The following is a 20,330-nucleotide window of genomic DNA, read 5'->3' on the forward strand; positions in this document are numbered from 1 at the left end:
TCGGGTGGCGCGGGCTGGTGGGCGGGTCGGGGCGCGGGGCGAGCGCGGGCCCCGCCGGGTCCTGTGTCCCGGTGGGGCGCCGCGCGTAGGGAAGGTCGTCACCGGCCTCCTCGGGCGTGCCGGGCGATGTGCCGCAGGGCGGCGGCGAACTCCTCCGCCACCTGGCGCACCGTCGCCGTGTCGGTGAGGCCGGGGCGGTGGTGCCAGCTGAAGGCGAGACGGCCGTGCTGCACCGCGCCCACCACCTCCACCGGGTGCGATCCGGGGTCCCGAGGGTCGTGGTCCTGCCCGAAGGAGCCGTGTTCGGCGCGCACCAGGCCGCCTTCCGTGGTCTCGGGGCGGGCGTCCCACTGGCCGAGGTAGTTGAAGACCACCTGGCTGTGCGGGGTGCCGCCGAGACGCTCGCGGACCTCGGGCGGGCCGAAGGTGCGCAGCGCGCCGAAGCCGAAGCCGTTGCCGGGTACGGCCCGCAGCTGCCGGCGCACCGACTTCACCAGCGACCGCCAGTCCCGGTCCTGGCCCGGATGCTCGAACCCGGGCACGCGCAGGGCGACCGGGTGGACGGTGGTGAACCAGCCGACGGTGCGCGACAGGTCGACTCCGTCGAACAGTTCCTCCCGGCCGTGACCCTCCAGGTCCAGGCGCACCCGGTCCTGTCCGGTCCAGCGGGCCAGGGCCAGGGCGAGGGCGGTGAGCAGCACGTCGTTTACGCGGGTGCGGTAGGCGCTCGGCGCGGCACGCAGCAAAGCGGTGGTGTCCGCCTCGTCGAGTTCCACACTGACCACGTCGGTCCGGTCGCTGTCGTAACCGGCCGGCGCGTCCGTGGGGGCGGGTGCGGCCTTGGGGGCGGGTGCGGCCTTGGGGGCGGGTGCGGCCCGCAGCGCCTCCTCCCAGTACGGCAGTTCATGGTCGAGTCCGCCCTCGGCGACGTGCGCGGCGCACCTGCGCGCCCAGTCGCGGAAGCTGGTACTGCGCTCCCCCAGGTGGACGGGCTCGCCGTGCAGCGCCTGCCGGTAGGCGGTCTCCAGATCGTCGCGCAGGATGCGCCAGGAGACGGCGTCGACGACCAGGTGGTGGGCGACGAGCAGGAGGAACACCGGCCGGTCCGCCTCGCCGGTGAACAGGGCCGCGCGCAGGTGCGGACCCTCGGCCAGGTCGAACCCGGTGTGCAGGTCGTCGGCAGCCTTCTCCATGGCCGCGTCGGCCTCCTCGGTGGGCAGGCCCGACAGGTCGTGGTGGACAAGGACGTCGTATTGCCCGGCGGGCGGCGGGTTGAACTGGTGCCAGCCGTCCGCGGTGTCGGCCCGGGTGAACCGCATGCGCAGGGCGTCGTGGTGCTCCAGCAGGGCGTCGAGGGCCGCGCGCAGCGCCCGCCGGTCGGGGGCGCCGTCGAGCTCGAGCAGGGCGGACTGGTTGAAGTGGTGGTGGCAGGCGCGCGGCGTGGTCAGGAACCACTGCTGGATCGGGGTGAGCGGCACGTCGCCGGTCACCGGGGCGTCCTCGGCCGGCCGGGGCGCGCGGCGTACGACGCGGGCGAGTTCGGCGACCGTCTGGTGCCGGAACAGGTCCCGGGTGGCCACGTGGAGGCCGTCCCGGCGCAGCCGTGAGACGACCTGCATGGTCAGGATGGAGTCGCCGCCGAGCGCGAAGAAGTTGTCGTGGGCGCCGACCTCCTCGATGCCGAGCACGTCGGACCAGATCCGGGCGACGCGCCGCTCGGTGTCGTCGCGCGGGGCGACCCGCGGTCCGTCGGCCGCCCGGCCCGGTGCCGGTGCCGGCAGCGCGCGCCGGTCGGTCTTGCCGTTGTGGGTGAGCGGAAGCCGCGCGAGCGGCACGAAGACCGACGGCACCATGTGCGGCGGCAGCAGCCCGGCCAGGTGCTCGCGCAGCTCGCCGACGGGCGCCTCGGCACCGGGTCCGGCCGGTACGACGTAGGCGACGAGCCGGGCGGGTCCGGCGACCGCCCCGTCCCGCGGCGCGTCGGCGCGTACGACGACGGCCGCGTCCCGCACCAGGGGGCTGCGGCGCAGCGCGCTCTCGATCTCCGCCGGCTCGATGCGAAAGCCGCGCAGTTTGACCTGGTCGTCGGCGCGTCCGGCGAAGCGGAGATCACCGGACGCGCTCCAGCGTGCCAGGTCGCCGGTGCGGTACATGCGCTCACCGGGTGCGCCGAAAGGGTCGGCGACGAACCGCTGGGCGGTCAGCCCCGGCCGGCCCAGATAGCCGCGGGCCAGGCCGGGACCGGCGAGGTACAGCTCCCCCGTCACGCCGGCCGGGACGGGACGCAGGGCGGCGTCGAGGACGTAGACGCGGGTGGCGGCAGCGGGGCGGCCGATGGGCGGGGCACCCGTGCCGGGGGCCAGCGGACCGGTCCAGGTGGCGACCACGGTGGCCTCGGTGGGCCCGTAGGAGTTGACCATCCGGCGGCCGGCGGCCCAGGTGTCGACGAGGTCGGCCGGGCAGGCCTCGGCGCCGACGATGAGGGTGCGCAGCGCGGGCAGGGCGGCGGCGGCCTCGGGCGGGACGGTGGCGAGGGCGGCGGGCGGGATCAGCGTGTGGCTGACCCTCCGCCCGGCGAGCGCCTCGGCCAGCCGCTCCCCGACCAGCGGCCCCTCCTCCCCGGTGACCAGAGCGGCCCCGCTGAGCAGGGAGACGCACAGCTCCAGCACGGAGGCGTCGAAGCTGGGCGAGGCGAACTGGAGCACCCGGTCGCCGGGGCCCGCGGCGTACTGCTCGGCCGCGGCCTCGGCGAAGGAGGCGAGGCCGTGGTGGGTCACCACCACTCCCTTGGGGGTGCCGGTGGAGCCCGAGGTGTAGATGACGTAGGCGGGGTGGTCCGGGCGGAGCGCGGCCGTGCGGTCGGCGTCCGTGGGCGCGGTGTCGGGGCCGTCGGCGGTGCGGACGGCGGCCGGGTCGTCGAGCACCAGGTGGGCGCCCGCGTCACGGATCATGAACTGCCTTCGGTCGGCCGGGTAGTCCGGGTCCACCGGCAGGAAGGCGCCGCCGGCCTTGGTGACGGCGAGCTGGGCCAGTACCGTCTCCGCGCAGCGGGGCAGGGCGAGGGCGACCACCCGCTCCGGGCCGACGCCGTCCCGGATCAGCCGGTGGGCCAGCCGGTTGGCGGCCCGCTCGACCTGCGCGTAGGTCAGCTCCAGGTCGCCGTCGCTCAGCGCGACCGCGTCCGGAGTGCGGGCCGCCTGCCGTTCGAACAGGGCCGGCAGGGTGGCCGCGAGCACCGGGCGGAAGGTGGCGCGGCCCTGGTGGAGGAGGGTCTTCAGTTCGTCGTCGGCGGTCAGCGGCAGGGCGCCGAGGGGACGCTCGGGTTCCTCGGCGACGGCGGTCAGCAGTGTGCCGAGCTGACGCGCCATCCGTTCGGCGGTGGCCGGGTCGAACAGGTCGGTGTTGTAGGTGAGCAGACCGTGCAGCGTCCCGGCGCCGGTCTCGGCGAACTCCAGGGTGAGGTCGAACGCCGCCTGCCGCGCGTCGGGGTCGACGTCGGTGACCTCCAGGCCGGGCAGGTCGAGGTCGGCGCCGGGGGTGTTCTGGAGGACGACCATGACCTGGAAGAGCGGGCTGCGGCTGGTGTCGCGGACCGGCTGGACCTCGTCCACCACCCGCTCGAACGGCACGTCCTGGTGGGCGAAGGCGTCCAGCACCGTCTGCCGTACCTCGGTGAGGAACTCGGTGAACGGCCGCCCGGCGTCGACGCGCGAGCGCAGCACGAGGGTGTTCACGAAGAACCCGACGAGGGCCCGGGTCTCGGCCCGGTCGCGGCCGGAGGTGACGGTGCCCACGGCGATGTCCTGCCCGCCGCACAGCCGGGCCAGATAGGTCTGGGCGGCGGCGACGAGCGCGGTGAACAGCGTGGTGCCCCGGTCCCGGGCGAGCCGGGTGAGGCGCCGTACGGTCCGGGCGGGCAGCACCAGGCCGGTGGTGGCGCCGTTGCTGGTGCGCACCGGCGGCCGGGGCCGGTCGGTGGGCAGCTCCAGGACGTCCGTGCCGGCCAGTTGGCTCTTCCAGTAGGCGAGTTGGCCGTCCGCGTCGGCGGCGCCGACCGTGCGCTGCCAGTGCGCGTAGTCGGCGTACTGCACCGGCAGCGGCGCCAGGTCTGCTGGCTCCGCGCCCAGTTCACGGCGGTAGAGGTGGGCCAGGTCGCCCAGCAACACCGAGGTCGACCAGCCGTCGGTGACGATGTGGTGCAGGGCGAGGGTGAGGACGTGCTCGTCGTCGGCGAGCCGGATCAGCCCGGTCCGCAGCAGCGGGCCCTCGCGCAGGTCGAAGGGGCGGTTGCGCTCGTCGGCGAGCAGCCGACGCAGGGCCGACTCTCGTGCGGTGCCGGGCAGTCGGGACAGGTCGCGCGACGGCAGCCGTACGTCGTGCGGCGGGTGGACGATCTGGACGCCGTGGCCGTCGGCGCTGTCGAAGGTGGTGCGCAGCGACTCGTGCCGGGCCACGACGGCGGTGAACGCCGCGCCGAGGGCACCGGCGTCCAGTGCGCCGCGCAGGCGCAGCGCGAGGAAGGTGACGTACTCGGCGCCGCCGGGCGCGAACTCCTCCAGGAACCAAAGGCGTTGCTGCGCGTACGACATGGGGGCGGCGGCGTCGCGGGCGACCGGGACGATGGGCCGGCCGGTGCCCTGCTGCTCGGTGAGCAGCCGCGCCAGGGCGGCCGGCGTGGGGTGGGTGAACACCTCTCGCGGGGTGACGTCGGCGGCGAAGACCTCGGTCAGCCGGGAGGCGAGCCGGATGCTGAGGATCGAGTCGCCGCCGAGCTGGAAGAAGTCGTCCTCCACGCCGGGCGGTTGGATGCTAAGGACCTCCGCGAAGCACTCCGCCGCCCGCCGCTCGGCCTCGGTGCGGGGTGCGACGCACTCGCGCACCTGGAGGGCCCGCGGTATCGGCAGGGCGGCCCGGTCGACCTTGCCGTTGCCGCTCAGCGGAAGGGCGTCGAGCGGGACGAACGCGGAGGGGACGAGGTAGTCGGGCAGGGCGCGGCCGGCGTAGGCGCGCAGGTCCTCGGGGTCGTGGCCGGCCGGGCCGACGACGTAGGCGACCAGCCGCCGGGCGCCCGGGCGGTCCTCGCGGGCGAGTACGGCGACGTCCTGGACGCCCGGGTGGGCCGCGAGCACCGCCTCGACCTCGCCGGGCTCCACCCGGAAGCCGCGGATCTTGACCTGGTCGTCGGCGCGGCCGAGGAACTCGACGGTGCCGTCGGTGCGCCGCCGCACCAGGTCCCCGGTGCGGTACATGCGGGTGCCGGGCGGGCCGAGGGGGTCGGCCACGAAGCGGGCGGCGGTGTCGCCGGGACGGCCCAGGTAGCCGCGGGCCACGCCCTCGCCGGCGAGGTACAGCTCGCCCGGGCAGCTCGGCGGGACGGGCCGCAGCCGGGCGTCGAGGACGTGGGCCCGCATGTCGTCCAGCGGGTGGCCGATGGGCACGGTGTCCGGGACCGCCGCCGCGTCCGCGAGCGGGAAGGTGGTGGCGAAGGTGGTGGTCTCCGTCGGTCCGTAGCCGTCCACGACGGTCAGCCCCGGGCAGGCGGCCAGCACCCGGCGCACGGCCGGCGCGGGGACGACGTCGCCTCCGGTCCACACCTGCCGCAGGCCCCGGAAGCAGTCCGGGGCGTCCTGCGCGAGCAGCCGGAAGAGTCCGGCGGTCAGCCACAGCGCCGTCAGTCCGCCGTCGCCGGCCAGCCGCCGCAGCAGGGCCGCGTCCACGCTGCCGTCGGGCGCCACCACCACGCAGCCGCCGGTGAGGAGCGGTGCCCACACCTCGAAGGTGGCGGCGTCGAAGGCCACCGGGGAGTGCAGCAGCACCCGTGCGCACACCCCGTCGGCGAACCGGCTGTCGGTGGCCAGCGCCGCCACGTCGCGGTGCCGCACGGCCACCGCCTTGGGCCGGCCGGTGGAGCCGGAGGTGAACATCACGTACGCCAGCCGGTCGGGACCACCCGCGGCGCCGGGGTCCTGGGCCGGCGGGCCGGCGGGGGCGCAGGAGCGTGCCTCGCCCGGCGCGGCCGCGTCGAAGCCGCCGGCCGCCGGGCGGCCCGGGGCGTCGCAGCGGGTAACGCCGGCCTCGGACACGGCCGGCGGGCGTGACGCGTCCGACGTGCCCACGCCGAACCCCTCGGCTGCCGAGGCGCCCGAGGCGTCCGAGGGGTGGGAGCCGGCGGCCGGTGGGTGCGGTGCGGTCTCGGTGCTGGTGGCCGGGTCGGCCGGTGGTGTGCCGACATCCGCGGGACGGGCGGCCGCGGCGCCGGGGCGCGCGGCGGCGACCTCCGCGGTGGTCAGCCGCAGGGTCACGCCCGCCTGGTCGAACAGTGCCGTCAGGCGTTCTTCGGGGGCGCGGGTGTCGACCGGCACGTAGGCGCCGCCCGCGGTGAGGACGGCCAGTTGGGCGACGACGAGTTCGGCCGAGCGGTCCATCAGCAGTGCCACCCGGCCCTCCGCGGCCAGGCCCGCGGCCCGCAGACGGGCGGCGAGCCGCCCGGACCAGTCGGCGAGTTCCCGGTAGGTGACCTGGCGTTCGCCGTCCCGTATCGCGAGCGCGCCGGGGCTCCGGCGGGCCACCTCGGCGAACAGGTCGACGGGGCTGCGCGGGCGGGCCGGACGGCCGGTGGTGTTCCAGGCCGCCAGCAGTTCCCGGTCGGCCTCGGTGAGGGCGTCGAGTTCGCCGAGGGTGCCGTCCAGGCCGTCGGCGAGGGCGGTGAGCAGGGCCGCCAGGCGCCCGGCGGCGCGCTCGACGGTGTCCCGGTCGAACAGCGCGGGGTCGTAGGCCAGGTCGAAGCCGAGCCGTTCGGTGAGGTGGGCGCGCAGGCACCACGGGAAGGTGGTGGCGTCGTCGGCGCGCACCTGCGCCACCCGCACGCCGGTGCGCGCCGTGGCGGCCTCGTCGACGGGGTAGTTCTCGAACACCACCATGCTGTCGAACAGGGGCTCCGTGGACGGCACTTGGGTGGCGGCCTGGATGCGGGGCAGGGCGAGGAAGTCGAAGCGCCGTGCCTCGGTCTGCCGCTCCTGGAGGTCGCGCAGCCAGGGCAGGACCGCGCCCTCGGTGACGCGGACGCGGGTCGGCACGGTGTTGATGAACATGCCGATCATGCCCTCGACGCCGGGCAGTTCGGCCGGCCGGCCGGAGACGGTGGTGCCGAAGACCACGTCGTCGCGGCCCGCGCCGCGCGCCAGCAGCAGTGCCCAGGCGCCTTCCACGACGGTGTTGACGGTGAGCCCGGCACGGGCGGCGGCCTCCCGGAGTCGCCGGGAGGCCCGCTCGTCCAGCTCGTGGTGGACGGCGGCGGCCGTCCGGGCGCGGTGCGCCCCGGTGGGCGTGCGGTCGTACGGCAGCGGGGTGCGGGCGGTGAAGCCGGCGAGGGCGTCGGCCCAGTGCCGCTGGGCGGCCGTGGCGTCCTGGTCGTGGAGCCAGCGCAGGAAGTCGGCGAACGGGCGCCGCGCCGGGGGTGCGGTGTCCGGGCCGCCGATGAGCGCCGCGTAGCGCTCGCAGACCTCGGTGAGCAGTTGCCCCGTGCTCCAGCCGTCGAGGGCGATGTGGTGGGTGGACCACAGCAGCAGCACCTCGTCGCCGGGCAGGGCGGCCAGGGTGAGGCGGGTGAGCGGTGCGGTGGTGAGGTCGAGTCCGGTGGCGCGGTCGGCGGCGAGCAGCCGCTCGGTCTCGTGCTCGCGCCGGGCGGCGTCCAGCGAGCGCCAGTCGAGGTGGGTGACGGGCAGTTCGGCCCGGCGGTGGACCACCTGGACCGGGTGCGGCAGGCCCGCCCAGTGCACGCTGGTGCGCAGGGCGGGGGTGCGGTCGGCGACCTGCTGCCAGGCTCGGGCGAAGGCGTGCGGGTCGGCCACTCCGGACAGCCGTACGGCGGTGCGGTCGAAGTAGGCGCCCGCGGTGTCGACGAGTCCGTGGAAGAGCATGCCGGACTGCAACGGCGTCAGCGGCAGGACGTCCTCGACGTGCCGTCCGTCGCCGACGAGCGCGTCCAGTTGGTCCTGGGTGAGGGCGGTCAGGGGGAAGTCGGAGGGGGTACGGCCGCCGGCTCCGGGGCGGGCGCAGTGCGCGGCGATGTCCCGCAGGGCCGCGAGGGTCTCCTCGGCCAGGTCGTGGACGGTGTCCTCGTCGTAGATCTCGGGCGGGTAGGTCCAGCCCAGTTCGAGGCGCCCCTGCTGGACCACGCCGGTGATGTCCAGCAGGTAGGGGCGGGGTTCGGCGGGGTCGGTGTCGCGGCCGGCCGGGGGCAGGGCCGCGCGGTAGAGGCCGTCGCCGCCGGCGGCGTCCCACTGTCCGTGGTAGTTGAAGCCGATCTGCGGGGCGGGGGCGGCGGCCAGTGGGCTGTCGGGCAGGAGGTGGCGCAGGGCGCCGTGGCTCAGGCCGTGCAGCGGGACCGCGCGCAGTTGCTCCTTGACCGAGCGCAGCGTGTCGTGCCAGCCGGCCCCGGGGTCCACCCGCAGGGCCAGGGGGAACTCGGCGGTGAACCAGCCCACCGTCCGCGACAGGTCCAGGTCCGCGAAGAGGTCCTCGCGGCCGTGGCCCTCCACGCCGAGCAGCACGGTGTCCCGGCCGCACCAGCGGGCCAGGGTGCGGCCGAGGGCGCTGAGGAGGACGTCGTTGACCTGGGTGCGGTAGGCGTCGGGGACCCGCCGCAGCAGGGCGTCGGTCGTCTCCGCGTCCAGCGCGACGGTGACGGTGGCGGCGGTGCCGTGGGTGTTGCGGCCGGGCCGTCCGGCGGGCAGCGCGGCGGCCTCGGCCGCGCCGGTCCGCGTCCAGTACGGCAGGTCGCCGTGCAGGGCGCCGCCCCGCGTGTGCGCGGTGAGCCGCTCGGCCCAGCGGCCGTAGGAGGTGCCGGCGCCGGGCAGCTCGACCGGCCGTCCGGCGGCCGCCGCGCGGTAACCGGCCTCCAGGTCCGCCAGCAGGATGCGCCAGGAGACGCCGTCGATCACGAGGTGGTGTGCGGTCAGGACGAGTTGGCCGGGGCGGTCGGGGCCGCGGTCCAGGAGGAGGGCGCGGACCACCCGGCCGGCGGTGGGGTCGAGCGCGGACTGTGCCTCCTCGGTGAGTCGTTGCGCCCGCGCCTCCAGTGCCGGTCCGTCGAGCCCGGTCGCGTCGTGCCGGGTGAAGAGGGGGCCCGGCGCCCGGTCCAGGGCCTCCTGGAGCCAGCCGGCGGCCGTGCGGCTGAACCGTGTGCGCAGCGCCGCGTGCCGGCCCACGACGGCTTCCACGGCCCGGCGCAGGGCGGCCGCGTCGGTGCCCGGGGCCAGTTCGAGCCGCTGGGTCATGCTGAAGCGGAGCGTTTCGGCAGGGTCGCGGCCGTCCAGGTACCAGTGCTGGATGGGGGTGAGCGGGGCCTGGGCGGGCGGCGGGTCGTCGGCGGCCGTCCGGCCGGGCTCGGCGGAGCCGGCGGCGAGGGCGAGTTCGGCCACGCTCTGGTGCCGGAACACGTCCTTGGCGGTGAGGGCGTAGCCCGCCTGGCGGGCGCGCGAGATGATCTGGATGCTGAGGATGGAGTCGCCGCCCAGCGCGAAGAAGTTGTCCCGCGCGCCGACCCGTTCGACGCCGAGCACCTCGGCCCAGATCGCGGCGAGGTGTTCCTCGGCGCCGGGCCGGGGGGCGGTGTACGGGGTGGCGCTGTCGGGCCGGTCGGGCGGGGCGGGCAGCGCACGCCGGTCGGTCTTGCCGCTGGTGGTGCGCGGGATCCGGGCCAGCGGGACGAAGGCGGCGGGCACCATGTGGTCCGGCAGGGTGCGGCGCAGTGCCACGCGCAGTTCGTCCCCCGAGGGGGCGCGCTCGCCGGCGGGCACCACGTAGCCGACGAGCATGAGGCGGCCCGCGTGCTCGCGCGCGGTCACCGCCGCGTCCGCCACATCCGGGTGCGCGCGCAGCGCGGCCTCCACCTCGCCCGGCTCGATGCGGAACCCGCGGATCTTGACCTGTTCGTCGACGCGGCCCAGGAACTCCAGCAGGCCGTCCGGGACCCAGCGGGCCCGGTCGCCGGTGCGGTACATCCGCTCCCCCGGCGCGCCGAACGGGTCGGCGAGGAAGCGGGCGGCGGTAAGGCCGGGCCGGTTCACGTAGCCGCGGGCCACCTGCTCGCCGGCCAGGTACAGCTCGCCGGGCACGCCGGGCGGAACCGGGCGCAGGGCGCCGTCGAGGACGTAGGCGCGCAGGTTGCCGCCGGGGCGGCCGATGACCGGGCGGTCGGGGCTGTCGGCGAGGCGGCCGTAGACGGCGTCGACGGTGCACTCGGTCGGCCCGTACATGTTGTAGGCGGTGATCCCGCACGCGCGTCCCGCGGCGGCCAGTTCGCGCCAGGTGGCGGCGGGGACGGCCTCGCCGCCGACGAGCAGCAGGCGCGGGTGGTGCCGGCCGGGTGCGAGCAGGCCGGCGGAGGTGAGTTCGCGCAGGAAGGAGGGGGTGACGTTGACCAGGTCCAGCCGGTGCTCGGCGATCTGGGCGCAGAACGCCTGCGGGTCGAGGCGTACGTCCTCGGCCACGAGGTGCACCTCGTGGCCGAGGGCGAGGAGCAGCGGTCCCTCCCAGGACGTGTCGAAGGAGAAGGAGGCGCTGAGCGCGGCCTTCAGCCGACGGCCGCCGGCGGTGTGCGGGGCGAGCAGGCGGGCGCGGTGGTCGTGGCACAGGTTGACCAGCTGGCGGTGTTCGACGGCGACGCCCTTGGGGCGGCCGGTGGAGCCGGAGGTGTAGACGAGGTAGGCGGCGTGGCCCGGCAGCAGCGGACGGACGCGGTCGGTGTCGGTGGGGTCGTGGGCGGGCAGCCGGTCCCACGGCACGTCGCCGAGGTCGTCCAGCAGGGTGTGCGGCCGGGCGTCCGCCGTCAGGAAGTCGCTTCTGCCCTGCGGCAGTTCGGGGTCGAGGCAGAGCAGGGCGGCGCCCGCCTTGAGCACCGCGAGCACCGCCACGACCAGGTCGCCGGTGCGCGGCAGCCGGACGGCGACGACGTCCTCGGGTCCGGCGCCGAGCGCGATGAGGTGGTGGGCGAGCCGGTTGGCCCGCTCGTTCAGCGCGGCGAATTCGAGGGTGGCGTCGTGGGCGACGAGCGCGGTGTCGTGCGGTGTGCGCGCGGCCCGGGCCTCGAACAGGGCGGGGAAGGTGGTGTCCGGCCGGGGCAGTGGTGTGCCCCGGCCGTGCCGGAGCACCTGCCGGCGTTCGTCGTCGGTCATCAGGGGCAGGGCGGCGACGGGGCGCCCCGGGTCCTCGGCCGCCGCCTCCAGCAGGAGCCGCATCCGGGCCGCCAGGTGTTCGGCGGTGTCCGCGTCGAACAGGCCGGTGTTGTACTCCAGGTGGCCGGTGAGGCCGCCGTCGCGCTGGACGAAGTCGAAGGCGAGGTCGAAGGTGGCGGTGCGGACCGGCGGGGTCACCGGCTCCACCTCCAGGCCCGGCAGCCGGGGCGGCTCGGCGCCGAGGTTGTGCAGGGCCACCATCACCTGGAACAGCGGTGTGCGGCTGGTGTCGCGCTCCGGCTGGAGGGCGTCCACCAGCCGTTCGAAGGGGACCTCCTGGTGAGCGAAGGCGTCCAGGACGGTGGCCCGCACCTCGGTCAGCAGCTCGTGGAAGGTCAGCTCGGGGCGCACCCGGGCGCGCAGCACCAGCGTGTTGACGAACATGCCGACCACGTCGTGCAGTTCGGGCCGGTCCCGGCCCGCGGTGACGGTGCCGACGGTGAGGTCCTCCTGGCCTGCCCAGCGCGCCAGCAGCAGCTGGCAGGCGGCCACCAGGGTCATGTAGAGCGTGGCGTCGGCCTCCCGGCCCCGCTCGGTCAGCCGCTCGGTCAGCGCGGCCGGCAGGGTGAAGGTCACCTGGGCGCCCTCGCGGGTGCGGACGGCCGGGCGGGGCCGGTCGGTGGGCAGTTCCAGCGGGGTGACTCCGTCGAGTACCCGGCGCCAGTGGGCGAGGCCGGCCTCGACGTGTTCGGTGCGGGCGCGCTGCCAGGCGGCGTGGTCGGCGTAGCGGACGGGCAGGGCGGGCAGGTCCGGGGCGCGGTGCTCGCGGGCGGCGGTGTACAGCTCGCCGAGGTCGCGGCCGAGCACTCCGAGGGACCAGCCGTCGGTGACGATGTGGTGCAGGGCGAGGACGAGGACGTGCTCGTCGGGGGCGCACCGGGCCAGCCGGGCGCGCAGCAGCGGGCCGGTGGCCAGGTCGAAGGGGGTGGCGGCGGCGCGGTCCAGGAGGGCGTCCAGGGCGGCGCGGTCGGGTGTCGGCGTCACGGCCAGCTCGACAGGGTGCGCGGGGTGGACGATCTGGCGTGCGGTGCCGTCGTGTTCGGCGAACGTGGTGCGCAGGGACTCGTGCCGGGCGACCAGGCCGTCCAGCGCCGTGCGCAGGGCGGCCACGTCCAGCGGGCCGCGCAGCCGCAGCGCCGACAGGGTGGTGTACTCGGTGCTGCCCGGCTCGAACCGGTCGAGGAACCACAGGCGTTGCTGGGCGTACGACAGCGGGGCCGGGGTGTCGGGGGCGGTGGCCGGGATGGGGTCATCGTGGTCGCCGTCGCCGGGCCCGGCGGGCGCGTCGTCCAGGACGGCCGCGAGGGCGGCCGGCGTGGCGTGGGTGAACAGCAGCCGGGGCGAGATGTCGCGGCCGAAGGCGGCGCGCAGCCGGGCGGTCACGCGTACGGCGAGGAGGGAGTCTCCGCCGAGGGCGAAGAAGTTGTCCTCGGCGCAGATCTCCCGGGTGTCCAGGACGTCCGCCCAGGCGGCGGCGACCCGGCGTTCGGCGGGCGTGCGCGGCGCGGTGCGCTCGCGCGCGGTGGCGAAGCCGTCGGGGCCCGGGGCCGGCAGGGCACTGCGGTCGAGCTTGCCGTTGGCGGTGAGCGGCAGCGCCGCCATCGGCACGTAGGCGGCGGGCACCATGTGGGCGGGCAGCGACCGCTGGAGGTGGGCGCGGAGTTCGGCGGCGGCCGGCGGTGCGGCGCGCTCCCCGGTGCCGGTGCCGACGACGTGGGCCACCAGCCGCCGGGTGCCGGAGGCGTCCTCGTACACGCCCACGGCAGCGGCGCCGACGCCCGGGTGGGTGTGCAGGGCCGCCTCGATCTCGCCGGGTTCGATGCGGTAGCCGCGGATCTTCACCTGGTGGTCGGCGCGGCCGAGGTACTCCAGGGCTCCGTCGGCCCGCCGGCGCGCCCGGTCCCCGGTGCGGTACATGCGGGTGCCGGGCCGGCCGAACGGGTCGGCGAGGAAGCGGGTGGCGGTCAGGCCGGGGCGGTGGAGGTAGCCGCGCGCCAGGCCCTCGCCCGCCACGTACAGCTCGCCGACGGCACCGGGGGGTACGGGCCTGAGCGCGTCGTCGAGGACGTGGACGCGCAGGTCGGGTATGCCGGTGCCGATGGGGCTCGCGGTGCCGGCGCCGGCCGTGGCCCGGTCCAGCGGGGCGTGGGTGACGTGCACGGTGGTCTCGGTGATGCCGTACATGTTCACCAGGCGGGGGGCGGTGTCCGGGTGGCGGGCGTACCAGTCGGCGAGCCGGGGGACGTCCAGCGCCTCACCGCCGAAGATCACCGTGCGCAGGGCCAACCGGGCCGAGACGTCGGGGAGTTCGGCGTCGGCACGCATGAGCGGGTAGAAGGCGGACGGGGTCTGGTTGAGCACGGTGACCCGCTCGTCGGCGAGCAGGCGCAGGAAGTCCTCCGGCGAGCGGGCGGTGTCGTCGGGGACGACGACGAGCCGCCCGCCGTGCAGCAGCGGCCCCCACAGCTCCCACACCGAGAAGTCGAAGGCGTAGGAGTGGAACAGCGTCCACACGTCGTCGGCGCCGAAGCCGAACCAGTGCGCGGTGCGGGTGAACAGCCGGACCACGTTGGCGTGCGGGACGACGACGCCCTTGGGGCGGCCGGTGGAGCCGGAGGTGTAGATGGCGTAGGCGGGGTTCTCGGGCAGCGGCCGGCGGGCCGGGGCCGCCGGGCCGGTGCCCGGGCGGCGGGCCAGGTCGGCGCGCACGTCGAGGTCGTCCAGGCGCAGCAGCGGTACGGTCGTGGCGGTCACCGCGCCGGAGAGGGTCACCAGTGCGACGGGAGCGGCGTCGGCGAGCAGTTCGGTGACGCGTTCGGCGGGCAGGTGCGGGTCGATGGGCAGGTAGGCGGCGCCGGTCTTCAGGACGGCGAGTACGGCCACGACCAGGTCGGTGCAGCGGGGCAGCGCGAGGGCGACGAACCGCTCGGGCGCGGCGCCCAGTTCGGTGAGCCGGTGGGCCAGGCGGTTCGCCCGGGCGTCCAGCGCGGCGTAGTCGAGGCGGTCGTCGCCGCAGGTGACGGCTTCGGCGTGCGGGGTGCGGGCGGCCTGCGCCTCGAAGAGGTCCACGAGGGTGTCCGCCGGGCGGCCCTGCGCGGTGCCGTTCCAGTCCTCCAGGATGTGCCGCTCCTCCTCGGCGGTGGTCCAGGGCAGGCGGGCGAGCGGGCGGTCGGGGTCGTCGGCCAGGCCGGTCAGCAGCAGGCACAGCCGGTGGGCCAGGGCCCGTACGGTGGCCGCGTCGAACAGCTCGGGGTCGTAGGCCAGGTCGAAGCCGAGTCGCTCGCCGTGGTGGGCCCGCAGCACGAGCGGGTAGTTGGTGGCGTCGCGCGAGGAGACCTCGGCCAGGCGGATGCCCGAGCCGGCGGCGGCGGCCTCGTCGAAGGGGTAGTTCTCGAAGGCCACGATGCTGTCGAACAGCGCCTCGCCGGCGGGTACGTCGCTCATCGCGGTCAGCTCGGCGAGGGACACGGCGGCGAACCGCCGGGCCTCGGCCTGGGCCTGCTGGAGTTCCCGGAGCCAGGCGACGGCGCCGCGGGTGCCGTCCACGCGGACGCGCGTGGGCAGGGTGTTGATGAACATGCCGACCATCGACTCCACGCCGGGCAGGTCGTCGGGGCGGCCGGAGACCGTGGTCCCGAAGAGCACGTCCGGCTCGGCGCCGTACCGGGACAGCAGCAGCGCCCAGGCGCCCTGCACCACGGTGCCCAGGGTCACTCCGGCGGTCCGGGCGGTGCGGGCCAGTCGCGCGGAGACCTCCTCGGACAGGGCGGCGGTGTGCACGCCGGCCGAGCGGCTCTCGTGTCCGGGCCGCCGGACCCGGTCGGCGGGCAGCGGGGTCGGCGTGCCGAAGCCGCCGAGGACCTTCTGCCAGTGGGCGCGGGCGGCGGCGGTGTCCTGGCCGGCGAGCCAGCGCACGTAGTCGCCGAACGGGCGCCGCGCGCAGGGTCGCGGTTCGGTGCCGGCGGTGAGCGCGGCGTACTCCGTGAAGACCTCGGTGAGCACCTGGGCGAGACTCCAGCCGTCCAGGATCAGGTGGTGGGAGGTCCACAGGAGGTGGACGCGGGCGTCGGGCAGGCGCACCAGGGTGAGCCGCGTCAGCGGGGCGCGGTCGAGGTCGAGGCCGCGCGCCAGGTCGTCGGCGCGCAGCCGGTCGAACCGCTCGGCCCGCTCCCCTGCGGGCAGCGCGCGCCAGTCCAGCAGCTCGACGGGCAGCCGCACGCGGCGGTGCACGACCTGGAGCGGCACGGGCACGTCCTGCCACACCACGCGGGTGCGCAGGGCGGGGGTGCGGTCGGTGACGTGCTGCCAGGCCGCGGCCAGGGCGTCGGGATCGCCGACGCCGTCCAGCAGCAGCGCGGCCTGGTCGACGTACACGTCGTCGGGTCCGCCGACCAGCCGGTGGAAGAGCATGCCCTCCTGGAGCGGGGTGAGCGGCAGCAGGTCCTCGACGCCCCGTCCGTCGCCGACGAGCCGGTCCACCGCCGCCTGGTCCAGCGGGGCGAGCGGGAAGTCGGAGGGGGTGCGGCCGCCGGCGTCCGGACGGGCGCAGTGCTCGGTGATGGCCGTGAGCGCCCGTTCCATGGCGTCGGCCAGCGCGCGCACGGTCTCGGCGCGGTGGACCCGGTCGCTGTAGTGCCACGTGATCTCCAGTTCGCCGTCGGTGACCGCGGCGGAGACGTCCAGGAGGTGGTCGAGCGGTTCGCCCGGGTCCGTGTCCCGGCCGGGTACGCCGGCGGCGGGCGCGAAGTCCCGGCCGGCGGGTGTCTCCCACTGCCCGTGATAGGTGAAGCAGACCTGGGGCAGCGGCAGGTCCCGCAGGGCGCGGGTCTGCGGCCGGGGCGTGCCCAGGTGGGCGAGTGCCTGGTAGCTCAGGCCGCGGCGGGGCACGGCCCGCAGCTGTTCCTTGACGGACTTGAGCGTGGCGCCCCAGTCGTCCGGCTCGGCGGGGGTGAGGGTGACCGGGTACTGGGTGGTGAACCAGCCGACCGTGCGGGCGAGATCGGCGCCGGGCACCAGGTCCTCCTCGCGGCCGTGGCCCTCCAGGGCGAGGGTCACCCGCTCGGCGCCCGCCCAGTCGGCCAGCACCCGGCTCAGCGCGCTCAGCAGCACGTCGTTGACCTGCGTGCGGTAGGCGCCGGGCACCCGCCGCAGCAGCGCGTCGGTGGTGGCGCGGCCGAGGCGGCTGCGCACGGTGCGCACGGATCCGGCGAGCGGGGTGCCGGGCAGGTCCACGGGCAGCGGGGTGCGCGGCCGGGCGGTCTCGGCCGTCCAGTACGGCAGGTCGTCGTCCAGGGCGCCGGCCCGCACCTGCTCGGCGAGAGCGCTGGCCCAGTGCGCCGACGCGGTCCGCTCGCCGTCGAGTTCGATGTCCGAGCCGGCGGCGGCCTGCCGGTAGGCGCGCTCCAGGTCGGCGAGCAGGACGCGCCAGGAGACGCTGTCCACAGCGAGGTGATGAGCCGTCAGGAAGAGCTGCGGGCGCTCGCCTCCCGGCAGCAGGACGGCACGCAGCAGCGCCCCCGTGCCCGGGTCCAGGGCCGCGCGCGCGGCGTCGGCGGCCTCGGCGGGCGCGGTGCCCGGCGCGGCCCGGGTCAGCGCTGCGGCGGGCGCGGCCGGGGCCGGGTGCTGCCGCCAGCCGTCCTCGCTGCGGGTGAAGCGGGTGCGCAGTGCGGGGTGCGCGGCGACGACGGCCTCCAGTGCCCGCTCCAGCGCCCGCTCGTCGAGGTCGTGCGGCAGGTCGAGCAGCATCGACATGCTGAAGTGCCGCAGCGGGCCGTGCGTGGCGAGGAACCATTCCTGGACGGGCGTGAGCGGTGCGGGCCCGTCGTCGGGTGCGCACCGGGGCGCGGGTACGGGGGCGGTGCGCCGGGCCGATGCCATGGCCAGGTCGGCGACCGTCTGGTGGCGGAAGACGTCCTGCGAGGCGAGGTGCAGTCCCGCGGCGCGGGCGCGCGAGACGGCCTGGATGCTCAGGATCGAGTCACCGCCCAGCTCGAAGAAGTTGTCCGTGACGCCGACCCGGGGCACTCCGAGCACCTCGGCCCAGATACCGGCGAGGGTCTCCTCGGCGGGTGTGCGCGGGGCGACGAACTCGCGCTGCCGCTCGTCGGCGTCGGGGTCCGGGGCGGGAAGCGCGCGGCGGTCCAGCTTGCCGCTGACGGTCAGCGGCAGCGTGTCGAGCGCGGTGAACGAGGAGGGCACCATGTGGTCGGGCAGCACGCGGCGCAGGGCTGCCCGCAGCTCGGCGGGGGCGGGCCGGGGCGCACCGGGCGCGGGGACGACGTAGGCGGCGAGGCGGGTGTGGCCGTTGCCGTCCGTCACCGCGGCGACCGCGGCGGCGCCGACCTCGGGCAGGTCGAGCAGGGCCGCCTCGATCTCGCCGGGTTCGATGCGGTGGCCGCGCACCTTGACCTGGTCGTCGGCGCGTCCGAGGTAGTCGAGGCGGCCGTCCGCCGTCCAGCGGGCCAGGTCGCCGGTGCGGTACATGCGGGTGCCGGGCGGCCCGTAGGGGTCGGGCAGGAACCGGGCGGCGGTCAGGGCCGGCCGGTGGAGGTAGCCGCGGGCCAGCTGCTCGCCCGCCAGGTACAGCTCACCGCCGACGCCGGGCGGCACCGGCCGGAGCCGGTCGTCGAGGACGTAGGCCCGTACGTTCGGCAGGGGGCGGCCCACCAGCGGGCGGCTCCCGGCGTCGACGCGGCAGGCGAGCGCGTCGACCGTGCACTCGGTGGGGCCGTAGAAGTTGTAGGCGGCGACGTCCGGGTGGGCGGCCAGCTCGCGCCACAGGGCGGGGCCGACCGCCTCACCGCCGAGCATCAGCACCCGCGGGCGGTGGCGGGGGTCGGTGAGCAGCCCGGCGGGCAGCAGCTGCCGCAGGTAGGAGGGGGTGACGTCGAGGAAGTCGACGCGGTGCGCCACGACGTACTCGACGAGGGCGGCCGGATCCATCCGGGTCGTCTCGTCCACCAGGTGCAGCGGGTGGCCGTCGGCCATCAGCAGCACGCCTTCGAGGGAGGTGTCGAAGGAGAAGGAAGCGGTCAGGGCGACGCGCAGCGGGCCGCCGCCGGCGTCGGCGACGAACCCGTCGCGGTGGGCGGCCAGCAGGTTGACCGCCGAGCGGTGTTCCACTGCGACGCCCTTGGGGCGGCCGGTGGAGCCGGAGGTGAAGACGACGTAGGCGGTGTGCCGGGGGTGCAGCGGCGCGCGGCGGTCGGCGTCGGTGGGGTCGGTGTCCGGGCCGTCGCCGGGTGCCTCCCGCAGGGCGGGCTCGTCGAGGACCAGCACGGGCCGGGCGTCGGCCACCAGGTGGCGGACGCGTTCCTCGGGCAGCGCCGGGTCCAGGGGCAGGCAGCCGGCGCCGGACTTCCACACGGCGAGCATCGCGACGATCATGTCGGCGGTGCGCGGCAGCCGCAGTCCGACCAGCCGCTCGGGTCCGGCGCCGCGGGCGATGAGGTGGTGGGCGAGCCGGTTGGCGCGCGTGTTGAGCGTGGCGTAGTCGAGGCGTTCGCCGCCGGCGACCAGGGCGGGCGCGTCGGGGGTGCGGGCGGCCCGGCGCTGGAAGATCTCGGGGTAGGTGGTGTCCTCGACCGGGCGAGCGGTGGCGTTCCAGCCGTGTGTGACCTGCCGCGCCTCCCGCTCCGAGAGCAGGGGCAGGGTGCGCAGCGGCCGGTCGGGTTCGGCGGCGGCGCTCTCCAGCAGGCGCAGCAGCTGCCCGGCCATGCGCGCGGCGGTCGCCGCATCGAACAGGTCGGTGCGGTACTCCAGCAGGCCGGTCAGGCCGCCGGCTGCGGGGACGAACTCCACGCTCAGGTCGAAGGTGGCCGCCTGCCGGGGCACGGCGACCGGTGCGGGGGCGAGCCGGTGCGCGGCACCGGCGGCGGGCGGGTCGGGGTGGAGCAGGACCATCACGTCGAACAACGGGTTGCGGCCCGCCTCGCGGCGCGCGCCGACCGCTTCCACGATCCGCTCGAAGGGCGTGTCGCCGTGCGCGAAGGCGTCGTTGACGGTGTCGGCCGTCCGCGCCAGCAGGTCGCGGAAGGACGCGGTGGCCGCCACCGGGGTGCGCAGCACGATCGTGTTCACGAAGAAGCCGACGGCCCGTTCCAGCTCGGTGCGGGACCGGCCGGGGGTCAGGGAGCCGACGCTGATGTCGTCCTGCCCGGACCAGCGGGCCAGCAGGGCCGCTGTCGCCGCGACGAGGGCGGTGAAGAGGGTGGTGTGCTGCTCTCTCGCGAGGTCGCGCAGCCGGGCGGTGAGACCGGCCGGGACCGGGAAGGTGTGGACGGCGCCCGCGCCGGCCTCCGCGCCGCGCCGCGGCCGGTCCAGGGGCGGTGCGGGTGCGGTCGCGTCCGCCAGCTGTCCGCGCCAGTACGCCAGATGGTGCTCCAGGCGGGCGCCGGAGAGCTGTTCTCGCTGCCACACCGCGAAGTCCGGGTACTGCACGGGCACCGCGGGCAGGTCCGGTGCGGCGCCCCGGGCGAGGGCGTCGTAGGCGGTGCACAGCTCGTCCAGGACGATGCCCATCGACCAGCCGTCGGTGACGATGTGGTGGGCCGTCAGCAGCAGGACGTGCGAGGTCGCCGACTCGCACAGCAGGACGGCGCGCAGCAGTGGGCCCCGCCGCAGGTCGAAGGGGCGGGAGTACTCCGTGAGCAGGGCGGCGTCGAGGTCGTCCGGCGCCAGGACGGCCAGCGGCACGGAGCCGGCGGGGTGCACGGTCTGCACCGGGCGCCCGTCGGTCTCGTCGAAGGTGGTGCGCAGCGCCTCGTGGCGGGCCACGACGGCGGCGAGGGCGGCTCGCAGCGCGTCCTGGTCCAGGGGGCCGGTGAGCCGGACGGCGACGGCGCTGTTGTAGCGGGCGTCGCCGGGACGCAGCCGGTCCAGGAACCACAGGCGCTGCTGGGCGAAGGAGAGCGGCAGCGGGCGGTCGCGGTCGGCGCGCGGGATGCCGCGCGCCCCGGCCGGGGCGGCACCGGCCCGCCCGGCCAGGCGCCGGCGCAGCGCCTCGCGCAGGTCCTCGGGCAGCGCCTGGGCCCGGTCCCGCCGGGAGGGCTGCGGAACGCCGTCGGGGGTCGCGGGGTTCGAAGACGTCATGGT

The 20,330-nt window shown here is 76.4% G+C and carries 1 protein-coding gene; it reads right to left on the reverse strand.

Features of this window, described 5'->3' with window-relative positions:
- Positions 1-98 precede the first annotated feature (98 nt).
- Positions 99-20,327 carry a non-ribosomal peptide synthase/polyketide synthase gene (locus tag ACZ60X_RS17240; RefSeq protein ID WP_469598989.1) on the reverse strand — a complete coding sequence of 6,743 codons (20,229 nt, stop codon included), beginning with the start codon at positions 20,325-20,327 and terminating at the stop codon, positions 99-101.
- Between the last annotated feature and the right edge of the window lie 3 nt (positions 20,328-20,330).

This window comes from Streptomyces sp. NPDC104106 (assembly GCF_055584345.1).